We start from the raw sequence: 15,339 nt of genomic DNA, 5'->3' as shown, positions 1-15,339 counted from the left end.
TATTTTTACTTTTAACTTCTATATTTGTACCTCAGCCACCAAGCTTTAGCCCCCTAAAAACGAATCAACTCAATTGAACAACCTATTAATTATTGAAGACTGCCCGTTTACCTGCCAAGGTTATAAAACCCTTTTGGAGCACGGCATGGCCACCCCTTTTAGCTTACAATTTGCTAACACCTGTGACGAAGCGGTAAAGCTTATCAAAACCAAAACATTCGATTTTGTATTATTGGATTTACAATTACCCGTTTCGAAAAATGAAAAGTATGTCTGCGGAGAAGATTTAGGGCTTTTGATTCGCAACATGTGGCCTGAGGCCAAAATTATTATCTTGACCAATATTTCTGATGCGATCCGGATTAAAAGTATAATTGACGAAATAGATCCTGAAGGGTTTTTAATTAAGGCGAAAAGTAACCCGATGGATTTAAAAAATACCATTGAAACCGTACTTCGGGGAGATAGGTTTTATTGCAACACAACGACAAACTATATCAAAGAAAACTACAACAGCGTTAAGATTTCAGAATATGACAGACAGATTCTCTACCATTTATCCATGGGCCTAAAAACCAAGGATTTATGCAAGCACATACCCTTATCCCTACGCAGTATTGAAGTGAGAAAAACAAGATTAAAAACGTTGTTAAACTCAGGAAAGAATAAAAACTTTAATCTGGTTAAAGAAGCTAAAAAACTAGGTTATATCTAACGATTCCGCCAAAAGAAAGGCGTAAACAACACCAGCACCGTAAACAGTTCCAAACGCCCAATCAACATCATAAAAGAAGCCCACCATTTTCCAAGCGGGGGCAAAGCGGCATAGTTATTTATCGGCCCGAAATCGCCCAAAGCAGGGCCTACATTGCCCAAACTTGAAGCAGAAAGACCTATTGCGGATTCAAAATCCATTTGGAACATAGAAAACACCAAAGAGCCAATGATAAAGGACAGCATATAGAGAATAAAAAACGCCAAAACATTGAAGACGATATCCCCTGAAATGGCCTTGGTATTGTAGCGGACGGGCAGGATGGCACTAGGGTGCAATGACCTTTTAAACTCCAAAAAACCATTTTTGATGAGCAATAAATGACGTACCACTTTTACGCCACCCGAAGTACTTCCCGCAGAACCGCCCAAAAACATTAATCCGAAAAAGAAAACGACCAGAAATGGAGTCCACATGGTATAATCTGCCGTAACAAAACCTGTAGTAGTTACAATGGCCAATACCTGAAACAGGCCATGCCTAAAGGCACTTTCGCCCTCCCCCCAAACCATTGGGTGCGCAACAGAAGAAGCAGAAACATCTGCCCTAAAATAGATCAGTAAAGCGGCTATTATCGTAAATATGGCCAAAAACCAGAAGTACAGTTTAAACTCTTCATCTTTCAACACCTTTTGTACCTTACCTTTAAAAGCGAAGTAACTCAGCACAAAATTGGTACCCGCCAAAAACATAAACAGGATGATAATATATTGAATGATGGGTTGACCATTCCAATGGGCAACGCTGGCATTTTTGGTTGAGAATCCTCCAGTGGACAAAGTACAAAGTGCATGGTTAATGGCATCAAAAAAGGACATTCCCGCTACACTCAACAATAGGGTTTCGGCCGCTGTGTATCCAAAATAGATGAGCCAAAGGCGTTTGGCAGTATCGGTTATTCTTGGATGTAATTTATCTGCGTTTGGGCCTGGTGCTTCGGCTGCAAACATTTGCATACCTCCTATTCCAAGTAATGGCAAAATAGCGATAGCCAATACGATGATACCCATTCCCCCTATCCAATGGGTCAAACTGCGCCAAAACAATACTCCTTCCGGCATAGCTTCGATGTCGTTCAATATAGATGCCCCGGTTGTGGTATAACCGGACATGGTTTCAAAAAAGGCATTGGTAAAACTTGGAATACTCCCAGTCATCACATAGGGCAAGGTACCCGTCAAAGCCATAATAATCCAGCCAAAAGTAACCACGATATAGCCCTCGCGCTTGTTCATTTCCTTGATATGCTTTCTGGTAAAAAGCATGGCAATTCCTCCTAAAAGTAAAGCAACTCCAGAGGCTAATAGCAACTGCAACGTTACACCATCTTTATATATCAAACTTATCAATGCAGACAACAGCATAAAGCCGCCATTGAACACGATTAGCAATCCCAAAAAGTGAAATATGATTTTGTAGTTCAGTTTCATGAATCGGCAGTGACGTTATAAGAACAATTTTTCTACACCTTTAATGGAGCGCAATAAACTGCACACTACCACGCGGTCGCCTTCCTGTATCTTAAAACTTCCTAAGGCGATATGACCCACACCACCTCGAATAACACCACCGATAATGGCCGAGCGCGGAAAATCCACATTTTTAATGAGTTTGTTACAAATAGCCGACGTAGCTTTCACCTCAAATTCCAAAAGCTCAGCGTTCATATTGCTTAGTTTGGTCATGGCCACCACTTCACCTTTTCTGATATATCTAAAAATACTGTTGGCCGCCAGCAGTTTTTTATTAATAAGCGTATCAATTCCAATGGAATGCGACAGTTCAAAATAATCCATGTTTTCCACAAGGGCGATGGATTTTTTAACGCCTTTGGACTTCGCCACCAAACAGCTCATAATATTGGTCTCTGAGTTATCCCCTACAGCAATAAAGGCATCCATATCGGCAATATTTTCTTCATCTAGAATATCCACGTTGCGCCCGTCACTTTTAATGACCAAAACATTAGGCAACTGGTCGGCCAATTCAAAAGCACGCTCCTTATCACCTTCTAATAGCTTGATATTAAATCCTTTATCGCTTAAATTTCTAGCGGATTTAAACCCGATTTTAGTACCACCCAGAATCATGGCACTTTTTATATCTGCATTTGCCTTCCCTGTTAATCTGCACAACTCTTCGGCACCGCCTTCAGAAGTAATAAAAACAACATTATCACCTTCCTTAAATACCGTATCTCCCCGGGGGATGATCGTATACTGCGTACCTTGTCGCTGAATCGCAATAGGTATAAAATGAATCTCTGGAAAAATCTTAGCTGCATCCTTAATCGTTTTTCCGACAAAAGATGCTGATTTTGAAAGTGTTAATCCAGCCATAGACAGTGCGCCGTCCTCAAACTCATAGGTTTCGCTAAAAGAGGATTGTTTCAGAGAAAGCTCTATCTCCGATGCGGCCAAGGCCTCCGGTGAAATCAATTCATCAATGCCAAAACGTGTAAACCCTACCTCATCCTTATAGTTTATAAACTCTGTATTCGAAATTCGGGCAATGGTACGCTTACCTCCAAGCTGTTTGGCCAGCACACAAATGGTGATATTTGTGGTCTCAGAAGCTGTTACGGCAATAACTAGATCACATTGGTCCACCTTGGCCTCCCTCAAAATGGAAATTGAGGTGGCATCTCCTCGAATCACCTTGATATCCAAATGCGTATCCGAATAGGTCAATCGCTCTTTATCAGTATCTAACAGTGTAATTTCTTGGGACTCGTAAGACAATAATTTAGCCAAATGAAATCCTACTTCACCAGCTCCAGCAATTATTATTTTCATTATTCTGAGGTCATAAAAAGTAGGGCAAATATACTACAAATAACATTCAGCACTAACAATTTGAATGGATTATGACTGGACCGTGATTGTATTTTACCTTTTTCAGAACAAATAAATTATGTAGGTTTGCCAAAAATTAGCGCATTGTCTAAAATTAAGCCCTACAAAGATAGTAACCTGAGCAAAAAAGAGCAGGTCACCCAAATGTTTGATACCATTTCTGGGGATTATGACGGATTGAACCGAGTGATTTCCTTCGGAATTGATGTGAAATGGCGAAAAAATGTGGTAAAAATGGTAAAGGCTCAACAGCCAGAAACCGTTTTGGATATTGCCACAGGCACGGGTGATTTGGCCATCGCCATGGCGGATACAGCTGCCAAAAAAATTATTGGTTTAGACATTAGCAGTGGTATGCTGGAAATTGGTAAAAAGAAAATTACCAAAAAAGGGCTGGACAGTAAAATTGAAATGGTGCTGGGCGACTCTGAAAATATGCCCTTTGAAACCAATACCTTTGACGCCATTACTGTTGCTTTCGGTATTCGGAATTTTGAAAACTTGGAAAACGGACTTAGGGAAATCCTGAGGGTATTGAAACCAGGCGGTATTTTTGTGATTTTGGAAACTTCTATTCCCACGAAAACGCCATACAAACAAGGGTATTCTTTTTATACTAAAAATGTGCTTCCACTTATAGGGAGGCTCTTTTCAAAAGACAGAAGTGCCTATAAGTATTTGTATGAATCTGCTTCGGTTTTCCCGTATGGGGAAGCATTGAACAATATTTTGCGCCAAATTGGGTTTATTAATGTTGAAGATTTTCCACAAACCCTCGGTGTGGCAACTATTTACAAATCGTCGAAGTAATTTTATGAGATACGTATTAATTACATTAGCATTTATATTTACTTTGCAAACCGCAGAGGCTCAACTCTTTAAAAAAGAAAAAGTAATTTATGACGCCAACCAAGGACGGGGAACAACGGATTTTAAGTTCTTACGTTGGGGGTATTTTTTGGGTATCAATAACTACGATTTTAATTTTGATTACAATCAGGATTTACAGGACATCTACGTAAAGAGAAGCCCTGGTTTTAGTGTAGGATTAATTGGAAACATGCGCGTTAATAGTTTCTTAGACCTAAGATTTGAGCCAGGACTGTTCATTTCGACCCGAGAGTTGACCTATAGTCCTGAATATTTTCAAGGGACTGCTTTTAATGAATCCGATTTGATTAGGGAAGTAAAATCCACCTATGTACACTTACCACTTTTATTGAAGGTTTCAACGAAACGTATCAATAATTTTAAGCCTTTTATTGTTGGAGGGTTTTCTACAGCCATCAATTTATCGAGTAACGAAGACAATCCCGACGACAATAGCAAAGGACAATTCAGGACCAAGACAAGTCCACTCTTTTATGAACTTGGATTTGGTATCGACTTTTACTTTTTTAACTTTAAGTTTACGCCTTCCATCCGAGGATTGTTCGGGATAAACGATGAACTGATAAGGGATAACGACCCTAACAGTCCATGGACGAGCAATATTGCCAGCATGAAAACTAGAGGATTGTTTATCAATTTTACTTTTCAATAAACGAGTTCAAGGTTCGGGGTTCAGAGTTCAAAGTTGGAAGCAAACTAAAAATTGTTCGCAACTCCTTTCTACTTTCAATATCAAATCTAACTATCTAAAGACAGGTGTTCAGGGAGAAAATGCGGGGGTTCACAGAGTTTTAAAACTTGAAACTGCAAACTTGAGACTACAACTGAAACTGCCACTGATTACTGAACACTGCAAACTACCTACTGTCTTCTGAATTCACTTAACAAAATAGCCGTCGCGGTAGCCACGTTCAAGCTTTCTGTAGCTTTCAAATCACCAAATCTAGGGATAGCAATACGTTGATTTACGATGGCCTCTATTGCTTTGGAAATACCATTGGCCTCATTGCCCATTACCAAAACACCCTGCTCAGGCAATTGGTTTTGGTACACATTTTCTCCATCCATAAAGGCTCCAAAAATCGGGATTTTGCTTTCTGAAAGGAATTTATCTAAATCCACATAACTCACATTTACTCTTGCGATAGATCCCATTGTAGCCTGCAACACTTTTGGATTATAGCAATCTACGGTTTGTTTATTGCACACCAAATCTTTCACCCCAAACCAATCGCATAATCTGATGATGGTTCCCAAATTTCCCGGGTCCCTTACATCATCTAAGGCCACTACTAAATCACTCGTATCTATCTTTTTAGCTTCAGGAATTTTGAAAACGCCCAATGCTTTATTTGGGGTCCTCAAAAAACTGATACGCTGTAAATTACTCTCTGAAATCAAGGCTTCTTTTCCGTAATTATCGGAATTGGCATCAATATTGAAGGCTTCGGTCGTATATAACTGATAGAGCTCAAAAGAAGATGCCAATAATTCGTTGATGATTTTAATACCTTCAACTACAAATAAACCCTCTTGTTGCCTATACTTTTTTTGACCCAATCGAGTTATAAATTTTATTTTGTTTTTTGAAAGCATGCCCCAACTATTGATATACAAACATAGTTAAAATCAACAATTTTAAAGTACAGCTTTGTTTTAAAAACCCAAGGTGAGAAATTAGATGAAATAGCGTATTTTTGAAAGCAATATTTTCGGTATCTGGAAAATGCAATATCTCATCAACTTTCGACCAAAACCGGAATAGAAAATTGCAACAACGTTTGAAACAACATCTGATTAAAATAGTATGCGTATTGGCTTGTGCAGGTTACTTGGTTTCCTGCGATAGTGTTAAACAAGTTGCATCAAACGAGCATTTACTTACCGATAACACAATTATTGTTGATGGCAAAAAGGAGAGTACCGAAACCCTAAACAGTCTTACTTACCAAAAACCGAACCGGAAACTTTTGGGAATACCCCTTAGACTGCACGTTTATAACATTGCCCGCCCCAAAATGGATTCCATCGTGGAAAGTAAGCTTAAGGACTCCTCGAAACAAGGCTTTAAACGCTTTCTTTCCAAAAAGCAGTTTTATAAGATGCAACAGTCCAAATTAACCATTAACCAATGGTGGAAAAACACAGGCGAAGCCCCTGTACTTGTTGATGAAGAGAAAACAAAAAGATCGATTACCCGATTTCAGGACTACTACATCAACAATGGCTGGTTTAATGTTGATGTTTCCTATGATATCAATAAAACAGAAGACAAGCACGCCTCTGTAGAATATTCTATTAATAGAGGCCCAGCATTTATACTGGACACCATCTCAGAAACCATAGCTTCCCCAGTTGTCGATTCACTTTACCTGTATATTAAGCCCAATTCTTTAGTAAAATCAGGGCAACAATACAGAACTATTGATTTTGAGTTGGAACGCAAACGAATTACAAGCAGATTGAGGAATTCTGGGCTGTATCATTTTAAACAGGATTATATTACCGTTGAAATGGATACGATAGGCACCAGCAAAAAAGTGAATACCGATTTCATCATTCAGGACAGGGCCATTAGGACACCGGATTCCATAAGACGAGAACCCTTCAAGATTTTTAAGGTTAAAGAGGTTAACGTGATTACTGACAATAGTTTTGCCAACGAGGGGCGACAGTTTATGGATTCGATTGTCCACAAAAACTATCGGCTTTTTAGTTATGACAAAATGCGTTTCAGGCCTCAGGCATTGACCGATGCCATTTTTATAGCACCAAACAGTATTTTTTCCGACACGGACAGAACCTTGACCTATAGGCACCTTAGTGAATTGCGCACCTTTAAATACCCCAATATTGAATATACTGAAACATCGGATTCGACATTAACAGCAAATATTCTGTTATCTCCATTGAAGAAATTTAGTTTGGGTTTTAGTACCGAAGCTTCAACAAGCAACATCCAAACGATCGGTTTTGCGGTCAACCCGAGCTTGATGATTAGAAATATCTTCAGGGGAGCAGAAACTTTTGAAATATCGGGAACAGCTGCAATTGGCGCATCGGATGATGCAGGAAGACAAGATGACGATCCTTTTTTTAACATCAATGAACTAGGGCTGAACCTGAACTTAACCATTCCGAGGATATTTACGCCGTTTAATACCGACCGTATTATTCCAAAATATATGTTTCCGTCTACCCGGATAACCCTATCGGCATCAGGTCAAACCAATATTGGACTGGATAAACAAACCCTCAGTGGTACTTTCAATTTTAGATGGCGCCCATCAAGCAGAGTCACCAATGGATTGGATCTGTTTAATATTCAGTATGTTAGAAATCTGAATGTCGATAATTATTTTAGGATTTATACAAATTCTTTTAGCAGACTTAATGCAATAGCTCAGAATATAGGATATATACCTTCGGACAACGATTTATCCTTGCCACAAGGTGCAGATGACTTTATTAATGATGTTACAAACGGCAATACAAGTATTTCTCAAAATGATCCTGATTTCCGGGTAGTATCCGCCATTGGTGAAAGAAAGACAAGGCTAACGGAAAACAACTTGATTTTAACCACAAGCTATAATTTTATTCGGGACACTAGAAAGAGTCTTTATGACGAAAATTTTTCCATCTTTCGCCTTAAATTAGAATCGGCCGGTGCACTTTTGGCCAATACCTCAAGTTTATTAGGGCTTAAAAAGGATAGTAACGACAGGTATGAGCTTTTTAACGTGGCCTATTCGCAATATATCAAAACAGAGTTCGACTACATTAAGCATTGGGACTTAGGCAAAAAAAATGTATTTGCCCTAAGAAGCTTTTTCGGTATTGCCATTCCGTACGGCAATTCCACTAATATTCCTTTTGCCAAAAGTTTCTTTGCTGGGGGAGCGAACGACAACCGCGCTTGGACGGCTTATGGATTGGGTCCCGGAAGCTCGGAAACTACAAATGAATTTAACGAGGCCAACATGAAAATTACCTTGAGTGCCGAACAGCGCTTCAATTTATTTGGCGACCTGAACGCAGCCTTGTTTGTTGATGCCGGAAATATTTGGAACGTGCTGGACGATGTTGAGGACGACAGGGCTACATTCACCAATTTTAATTCGCTTGAAGATATCGCTTTAGGATCCGGTTTTGGGCTACGCTACGATTTTAAGTTCTTCCTTTTCCGCTTTGACATTGGCTTTAAAACCTATGACCCCTCCTATAGGGATGCCAACCGTTGGTTTAACGACTATAATTTTGGAAGTGCGGTTTATAACATTGGGATAAACTATCCCTTTTAGCTATTGGTACAAAAAACCCGGGTATTACTGTTTTTTTTGGCTAAAAAGACTATTTTTCATTTGAAATCACTAAGCCAAAACCCTAAAAATGACTATTTTTGGTAAACTAAATAGGAACTAAAATTAATCTAACAAATCAAAAACATGGCACACAATATTAAACCAGGCGTTGCTACAGGCGATGAAGTACAGGCTATTTTTAATCATGCTAAAGCAAACGGCTATGCACTACCAGCTGTAAATGTAATAGGTTCGGACACCATCAATGGAGTTTTGGAAACCGCAAGGGATTTAAACTCGCCAGTAATTATTCAATTTTCAAACGGAGGCGCACAATTTAATGCGGGCAAAGGTTTGGGCAACGATGGGCAAAAAGGAGCCATTGCTGGCGCTATTGCCGGAGCAAAACATATACATACCCTAGCGGAAGCCTATGGTGCAACAGTAATTTTACACACGGACCACTGTGCCAAAAAACTATTACCTTGGATTGACGGCATGTTAGATGCCAGTGAAAAGCATTTCGCAGAAACCGGGAAGTCATTGTTCAGTTCGCATATGATAGATCTCTCTGAAGAACCCATTGAGGAAAACATCGAAATCTGCAAGGAGTATTTAAAACGAATGTCTAAAATGGGTATGACTTTGGAGATTGAACTGGGTATCACTGGTGGCGAGGAAGACGGCGTTGACAATACCGATGTGGATGATTCCAAACTATACACCCAACCAGAGGAAGTAGCTTATGCATACGAAGAATTGAGCAAGGTAAGTCCAAGATTTACTATTGCCGCAGCTTTTGGAAATGTACATGGGGTTTACAAACCCGGAAATGTAAAATTGACTCCTAAAATTTTGAAGAACTCTCAAGAGTATATCAGCAAAAAATATGGTGTTGAGCATAATCATATCGACTTTGTATTCCACGGTGGCTCAGGTTCTACGGTTGAGGAAATAAGGGAAGCTATTGGCTACGGTGTTATCAAAATGAATATCGATACGGATTTACAGTACGCTTTTATGAGTGGTATCCGAGATTACATGAACGACAAATCCGAGTATTTAAAGTCTCAGATTGGCAATCCAGATGGTGAAGACTCTCCAAATAAAAAATATTACGACCCGAGGGTTTGGTTGCGCGAAGGGGAAAAATCATTCGTTGAGCGTTTAAAGAAAGCTTTCGAGGATTTGAACAACGTTAATACCTTATAAGATAATTTATATTAAAATGATAAAAGAAAAGGTTCTGTGTTTTTACAGAACCTTTTTACTTATTATACTGTATGACAATAGGTTATATCCCTACTGTCCATAAAATTATAAAGGCGTTACCTCAAAAATTAAAAAAAGGCTTAATTTTGTGGTTGAAATGTAGTTTATCTTCCCAAATTGAAAATTACAGCTCATATTATTTTTAACGATTTCTTCAAATGATCTTTTAATCTGAAAAATCGTCAATCTAAACATTAGTTAATATGTCTTGGTTCAAAAGAAAAGATAAAGGAATACAAACATCTACAGAGGAAAAGAAAGATACCCCAAAAGGATTGTGGTACAAATCCCCAACCGGTAAAATTGTAGATACTAAAGAATTACAGGAGAATTACTACGTAAGTCCAGAGGATGGCTACCACGTAAGGATTGGCAGTACGGAATATTTCGAGATTCTCTTTGATGATAATGAATTCAAGGAATTGGATGTCAAATTGGAATCCAAAGATCCACTGAAGTTTGTGGACACTAAAAAATACCCTGACCGACTGAAAGCCGCCCAAGAGAAAACCAAGCTTAAAGATGCTGTTCGTACTGCGGTTGGAAAGTCTAAAGGGAAAGACCTTGTAGTTGCCTGTATGGATTTTGGATTTATTGGAGGCTCCATGGGTAGTGTTGTTGGTGAAAAAATTGCTCGCGCGGCTGACTACTCATTAAAACACAATATCCCATTGATGGTAATTTCAAAATCAGGGGGCGCGCGGATGATGGAAGCAGCACTATCATTGATGCAGTTGGCAAAAACTTCTGTAAAATTGGCGCAATTGGCTGATGCCAAAATTCCTTATATCTCTTTGTGTACTGACCCCACCACTGGTGGAACTACAGCTTCTTTCGCTATGCTGGGCGATATTAATATCAGTGAGCCAGGAGCATTAATTGGATTTGCCGGGCCGCGTATCGTTAGGGATACTACAGGAAAGGAACTACCCGAAGGCTTCCAGACCTCGGAGTTTTTATTGGAACATGGGTTCCTTGACTTTATCACTCTAAGAAGAGATTTAAAAAATAAGGTGAATCAATATTTGGATTTGATATTGAACCAACCTTTGAGAGATTAATACAAACGATTTTGAAAAAAGGGCCAAAAGTGAAACTACTTTTGGCCCTTTTTTATTCTATCGAAAAGTAGTCATCCGAATTCTTGATATTGAAAAGTTTCTTCTTGTGTTATCTCAAGGCAAGTCTTGCGTGCTGTTTATAGCCTTCTTAAAAAAAATCGAAAATTCTGTGCCAACGTCCACTTCACTAGTCACCTCCACTTTTCCTCCCATAGATTCGATATGATTTTTGGTAATGAACAACCCAAGCCCAATGGAATCCCTGTTGGTATGGAAAGTTTTATACAATTGAAACAATTTTTTGCCGTATTTTTCTAAATCGATACCCATGCCGTTATCAGCAATTTTTAGAATAACATAGCCTTCAACTTCGGAGGTTGACAATTCCACTTGAGGCGTTCTATCATCAGACCTGTACTTTATGGCATTGGTCAAAAAATTCAAAATAATACTATCCAAATAGGCCGGCACTCCTTTGATGAATAGCTCTTCGTCTACATCATTAATGATATTTGTTTTGGTGTTTCTAGCCACGGCGGCCACACTATAAATTGCCTTCTCAACATAATCGTAAAGATTAAGTGTTTCCAATTCAGTGGCCTCGACTTTCTTAATTTTTGCCACCTCAGTTAAATGAGAAACGGTTTCTTCCAAATTTTCGATGGCATTTGTTAGCAACTTGAAATTGTCATTGTATTTCAGCCATTCAAATTCATCCTCCAAAAAGCCTTTTACCGTCATCAAATTTCCAGAATGCGAACGCAAATTATGTGTAATAATATCAGCAAAGGAAGTCAACCGTTCATTTTGTTCCCGCACTACTTGCAACATCAATCGTAACTTGTCCTGGCTCAGTTTTCGGCTCGTGATATCGGAAAATTGCCAGATCATTTGGGTTGGCTTCCCATCAATTGCAGAAATGAGGGATACCGAAATTAAAAACCAAATGACAGATCCATCCTTATGAAAATAGCGTTGCATCACCCGGTAGCGGTCTATCTTCCCTTGCATCAACCTTTCATATTTTGTAGCATGAGCCCCCAAATCGTCCCTGAAAATGATATTCTCTATTTTCATATTGTACAACTCATTTTTGGTATATCCCAGCATGTCACACATGCTATCGTTCACCTTAATCCAATCCCCATCTAGGGTTAGGATAGCAATGCCGTTGTAGGTATTGTTGAAGATTTTTTCAAGATGGTCGTAGGAGTCTGGAAAGCTTTCTTCCGGGAAGAGTGATTTCATATGCTTTAAACAATAAGTTCGTTCATATTAATAGCTAAAAATCGGTTTAAGGAGGTTGGCTTTTTAAAATCATTGAAAAGTTACACAAAAAAACGTTTAACACCAAAAAAGTATTATATTTGCCGACTGAAAGAAAGCCTTTCACAGTACATAACAATCATTTACAATAATATTAGCATGTATTTAACTAAAGAAAAGAAAGAAGAGATTTTCGCAAAGCACGGTAAAGGAAAGAAAGATTCTGGAACTGCGGAAGCTCAAATTGCGTTGTTTACGCACAGAATTAATCACTTAACTGAGCACTTAAAAAACAATCGTAAAGATTATAATACTGAACGTTCTTTGGTAAAACTAGTAGGTAAGCGTAGAGCTTTACTAGATTACTTAACTAAGAAGGATATCTTGAGATATCGTGCCATAGTAAAGGAGTTAGGATTAAGAAAATAATAAAAAGAGGCTTTTTTTAGCCTCTTTTTTGTTTTAATACAACGCAAACGAAAGCGTCAAAAATTCGTACTTAGAAGAAGCTAGTTATAGTTTTTCATTGGTCAAGACCTTAGAGTCACACACAACAACTACACACAACACAACGACCATTGTTTAACATGATTTAGGCGGTTTTACGCTTAAATTACAAGAAAAATTTTATGATTCCACAAACATTTAGAGAGGTTATTGACCTCGGTGACGGTAGGGAAATTTCTATCGAAACCGGAAAATTAGCAAAACAGGCGCACGGCTCTGTTGTTGTACAATCTGGAAAATGTATGCTTTTGTGTACTGTTGTTTCCAATTATCACGCTGCTGATGTTGACTTTTTACCTTTAACGGTAGACTACAGAGAAAAATTTGCGGCGGCAGGAAGGTATCCTGGCGGTTTCTTTAAAAGAGAAGCCAGACCAAGTGACGGAGAGGTATTAACAATGCGTTTGGTAGACCGCGTTTTGCGTCCCTTATTTCCAAAAGATTACCATTCTGAAACTCAGGTTATGATTCAGTTGATGTCTCATGACGATGAAGTTATGCCAGATGCTATGGCAGGTTTAGCAGCTTCGGCAGCTATTCAATTATCTGATTTTCCTTTTGAATGCCCTATCTCTGAAGCCAGAGTTGGCCGTATTAATGGTGAATTTGTTATCAACCCCACACGTGCTCAATTAGCGGAGTCTGACATCGATATGATGATTGGTGCTTCAGCGGATTCGGTAATGATGGTTGAAGGCGAGATGGATGAGATTTCTGAAGAAGAAATGGCTGAAGCTATTAAGTTTGCACACGAAGCCATTAAAGTGCAATGTGCGGCTCAAGTAAAACTAGCTGAGGCTTTTGGTAAAAAAGAAACGCGCGAATATGAGCCAGAAGATGAAGATGAGGATTTAGCACAAAAAATCCACGACATGGTTTACGATAAAACGTATGCCATTGCAAAAGCGGGTTCAGCTAAACATGAAAGAAGCGAGGCATTTAGTAATATTAAGGAAGAGGTTTTTGAAGCATTTCCTGAAGAGGAACATGAGGAATTAGGAAAACTGATCCATAAATATGTAGCAAAAGCACAAAAAGAGGCCATTAGAAATTTGACCTTAGATGAAGGTTTACGTTTGGATGGTAGAAAAACGGACGAAATTAGACCAATTTGGTGTGAGGTTGATTATTTACCATCTACTCACGGTTCGGCAATCTTTACACGTGGGGAAACTCAAGCACTAGCTACAGTTACCTTGGGAACTTCAAGAGAGGCCAACCAGATTGATATGCCATCTTTTGAAGGCGAAGAACGTTTCTATTTACACTATAACTTCCCTCCTTTTTCAACAGGAGAAGCAAGACCAATCCGTGGTACTTCAAGACGTGAAGTAGGACACGGAAACTTAGCGCAACGTGCTTTAAAAGGCATGGTACCTGAGGATTGTCCTTATACGGTTCGTGTAGTATCTGAAGTTTTAGAATCCAACGGTTCGTCTTCTATGGCAACAGTATGTTCTGGAACTATGGCGCTTATGGATGCCGGTGTGCAATTGAAAAAACCAGTTTCTGGTATTGCCATGGGATTGATTACCGATACGGAATCTGGCAAATATGCAGTACTATCTGATATTTTAGGTGATGAGGATCACTTAGGTGATATGGACTTTAAAGTTACGGGTACTGCCGATGGTATTACTGCTTGCCAAATGGACATCAAAGTAAAAGGTTTGTCTTATGAAATTTTGGTGAAAGCCTTAATGCAGGCAAAAGATGGCCGTTTGCACATCTTGCAAAAGCTGGTGGATACGATTGATGCGCCTAGAGAAGATGTTAAGCCACATGCTCCTAAAATGGTGACTCGTATAATTCCTGGCGAATATATTGGTGCCGTAATTGGTTCTGGTGGAAAAGTAATCCAAGAATTACAGAAAGAGACTAATACTACTATTGTTATCAATGAAGACCCTGTTACGGAAGAAGGTATTGTTGAGATTTTAGGTGTTGGACAAGAAGGTATTGATGCTGTTTTAGCAAAAATTGATGCTTTGATGTTCAAGCCTGAAGTTGGTAGTGTTTACGAGGTTAAGGTGATTAAAATGCTTGACTTTGGTGCTGTTGTAGAATATACTGAAGCCCCTGGAAACGAAGTATTGTTGCACGTAAGCGAATTGGCTTGGGAGCGTACAGAAAATGTTTCTGACGTTGTTAATATGGGTGATGTTTTTGATGTGAAGTATTTTGGACTCGACCCAAGAACTCGGAAGGAAAAAGTATCCAGAAAAGCTATTCTTCCAAAGCCTGAAGGTTATGTAGCAAGACCACCAAGAGATAATAACAGAGGTGGCGGACGTGATAACAGAGGAAGGGATAACCGAGGCAGAGACAATCGTGGACGTGACAATCGCAACCGCGATAATCGTAGAGACGATAGAAAGCCAAGAGAAGATAATAAAGAAGACTAGACC

Annotated in this window: 12 protein-coding genes; 8 read left to right on the top strand and 4 right to left on the bottom strand. The window is 39.1% G+C overall.

Going from position 1 to position 15,339, the window contains the following annotated elements; translation table 11 throughout:
• Positions 1-73 precede the first annotated feature (73 nt).
• Entirely contained in the window at positions 74-715 is a 642-nt protein-coding gene (locus H7U19_RS02475; RefSeq protein WP_186558250.1) for a response regulator, read from the top strand.
• Here the strand turns inward: H7U19_RS02475 and H7U19_RS02470 are convergent.
• Entirely contained in the window at positions 712-2,205 is a 1,494-nt protein-coding gene (locus tag H7U19_RS02470; RefSeq protein WP_186558249.1) for a TrkH family potassium uptake protein, read from the bottom strand. The genes H7U19_RS02475 and H7U19_RS02470 overlap by 4 nt on opposite strands.
• 15 nt (positions 2,206-2,220) lie before the next feature.
• Positions 2,221-3,570, bottom strand: a complete 1,350-nt coding sequence (gene trkA / locus H7U19_RS02465) for a Trk system potassium transporter TrkA (protein WP_186558248.1) — start codon at positions 3,568-3,570, stop codon at positions 2,221-2,223.
• A gap of 144 nt (positions 3,571-3,714) precedes the next feature.
• Between trkA and ubiE the strand changes: the two genes are divergently transcribed.
• Together ubiE and porT are read left to right on the top strand one after the other, a co-directional pair.
• Positions 3,715-4,440, top strand: coding sequence for a bifunctional demethylmenaquinone methyltransferase/2-methoxy-6-polyprenyl-1,4-benzoquinol methylase UbiE (gene ubiE, locus H7U19_RS02460; RefSeq protein ID WP_186558247.1), 726 nt, complete (start codon positions 3,715-3,717; stop codon positions 4,438-4,440).
• A gap of 4 nt (positions 4,441-4,444) precedes the next feature.
• Complete coding sequence (porT, locus tag H7U19_RS02455; RefSeq protein ID WP_186558246.1) at positions 4,445-5,173, top strand: type IX secretion/gliding motility protein PorT/SprT; 729 nt, start codon at positions 4,445-4,447, stop codon at positions 5,171-5,173.
• A gap of 209 nt (positions 5,174-5,382) precedes the next feature.
• Here porT and H7U19_RS02450 read toward each other — a convergent pair whose 3' ends face one another.
• Positions 5,383-6,117 (bottom strand): TrmH family RNA methyltransferase, encoded by a 735-nt coding sequence (locus H7U19_RS02450; RefSeq protein ID WP_186558245.1) that lies wholly within the window; start codon positions 6,115-6,117, stop codon positions 5,383-5,385.
• Positions 6,118-6,218: 101 nt separating this feature from the next.
• Here H7U19_RS02450 and tamL point away from each other — a divergent pair, with 101 nt between their 5' ends.
• The 3 genes from tamL to accD all read left to right on the top strand — a co-directional run bounded on the left by tamL (position 6,219) and on the right by accD (position 11,158).
• Positions 6,219-8,825, top strand: a complete 2,607-nt coding sequence (gene tamL, locus H7U19_RS02445) for a translocation and assembly module lipoprotein TamL (protein ID WP_343069066.1) — start codon at positions 6,219-6,221, stop codon at positions 8,823-8,825.
• Positions 8,826-8,969: 144 nt separating this feature from the next.
• Positions 8,970-10,037 carry a class II fructose-bisphosphate aldolase gene (gene fbaA / locus H7U19_RS02440; RefSeq protein ID WP_186558244.1) on the top strand — a complete coding sequence of 356 codons (1,068 nt, stop codon included), beginning with the start codon at positions 8,970-8,972 and terminating at the stop codon, positions 10,035-10,037.
• Between the two features lie 263 nt (positions 10,038-10,300).
• The gene (accD, locus tag H7U19_RS02435) at positions 10,301-11,158 is read left to right on the top strand and encodes an acetyl-CoA carboxylase, carboxyltransferase subunit beta (RefSeq protein WP_186558243.1); all 858 of its coding nucleotides are present in this window, start codon (positions 10,301-10,303) and stop codon (positions 11,156-11,158) included.
• A gap of 114 nt (positions 11,159-11,272) precedes the next feature.
• On the opposite strand, the gene H7U19_RS02430 is transcribed toward accD, so the two are convergent.
• Positions 11,273-12,406 (bottom strand): sensor histidine kinase, encoded by a 1,134-nt coding sequence (locus H7U19_RS02430; RefSeq protein ID WP_186558242.1) that lies wholly within the window; start codon positions 12,404-12,406, stop codon positions 11,273-11,275.
• Between the two features lie 177 nt (positions 12,407-12,583).
• Here H7U19_RS02430 and rpsO point away from each other — a divergent pair, with 177 nt between their 5' ends.
• Together rpsO and H7U19_RS02420 are read left to right on the top strand one after the other, a co-directional pair.
• The gene (rpsO, locus tag H7U19_RS02425) at positions 12,584-12,853 is read left to right on the top strand and encodes a 30S ribosomal protein S15 (protein WP_186559862.1); all 270 of its coding nucleotides are present in this window, start codon (positions 12,584-12,586) and stop codon (positions 12,851-12,853) included.
• Positions 12,854-13,053: 200 nt separating this feature from the next.
• Entirely contained in the window at positions 13,054-15,336 is a 2,283-nt protein-coding gene (locus H7U19_RS02420) for a polyribonucleotide nucleotidyltransferase (RefSeq protein WP_186558241.1), read from the top strand.
• The last annotated feature ends 3 nt before the right edge of the window (positions 15,337-15,339 follow it).

Origin of the sequence: Hyunsoonleella aquatilis, from assembly GCF_014270105.1 — a bacterium.
Taxonomy (GTDB): domain Bacteria; phylum Bacteroidota; class Bacteroidia; order Flavobacteriales; family Flavobacteriaceae; genus Jejuia; species Jejuia aquatilis.
This window is presented reverse-complemented; position numbering and strand designations above follow the sequence as displayed.

What these genes read in the sequence shown, in the direction of transcription:
- accD (WP_186558243.1), top strand. Translation starts at nt 10,301, where the DNA reads ATGTCTTGGTTCAAAAGAAAAGATAAAGGAATACAAACATCTACAGAG.
- H7U19_RS02450 (WP_186558245.1), bottom strand. Translation starts at nt 6,117, where the DNA reads ATGCTTTCAAAAAACAAAATAAAATTTATAACTCGATTGGGTCAAAAA.
- H7U19_RS02470 (WP_186558249.1), bottom strand. Translation starts at nt 2,205, where the DNA reads ATGAAACTGAACTACAAAATCATATTTCACTTTTTGGGATTGCTAATC.
- trkA (WP_186558248.1), bottom strand. Translation starts at nt 3,570, where the DNA reads ATGAAAATAATAATTGCTGGAGCTGGTGAAGTAGGATTTCATTTGGCT.
- fbaA (WP_186558244.1), top strand. Translation starts at nt 8,970, where the DNA reads ATGGCACACAATATTAAACCAGGCGTTGCTACAGGCGATGAAGTACAG.
- H7U19_RS02430 (WP_186558242.1), bottom strand. Translation starts at nt 12,406, where the DNA reads ATGAAATCACTCTTCCCGGAAGAAAGCTTTCCAGACTCCTACGACCAT.
- H7U19_RS02420 (WP_186558241.1), top strand. Translation starts at nt 13,054, where the DNA reads ATGATTCCACAAACATTTAGAGAGGTTATTGACCTCGGTGACGGTAGG.
- porT (WP_186558246.1), top strand. Translation starts at nt 4,445, where the DNA reads ATGAGATACGTATTAATTACATTAGCATTTATATTTACTTTGCAAACC.
- rpsO (WP_186559862.1), top strand. Translation starts at nt 12,584, where the DNA reads ATGTATTTAACTAAAGAAAAGAAAGAAGAGATTTTCGCAAAGCACGGT.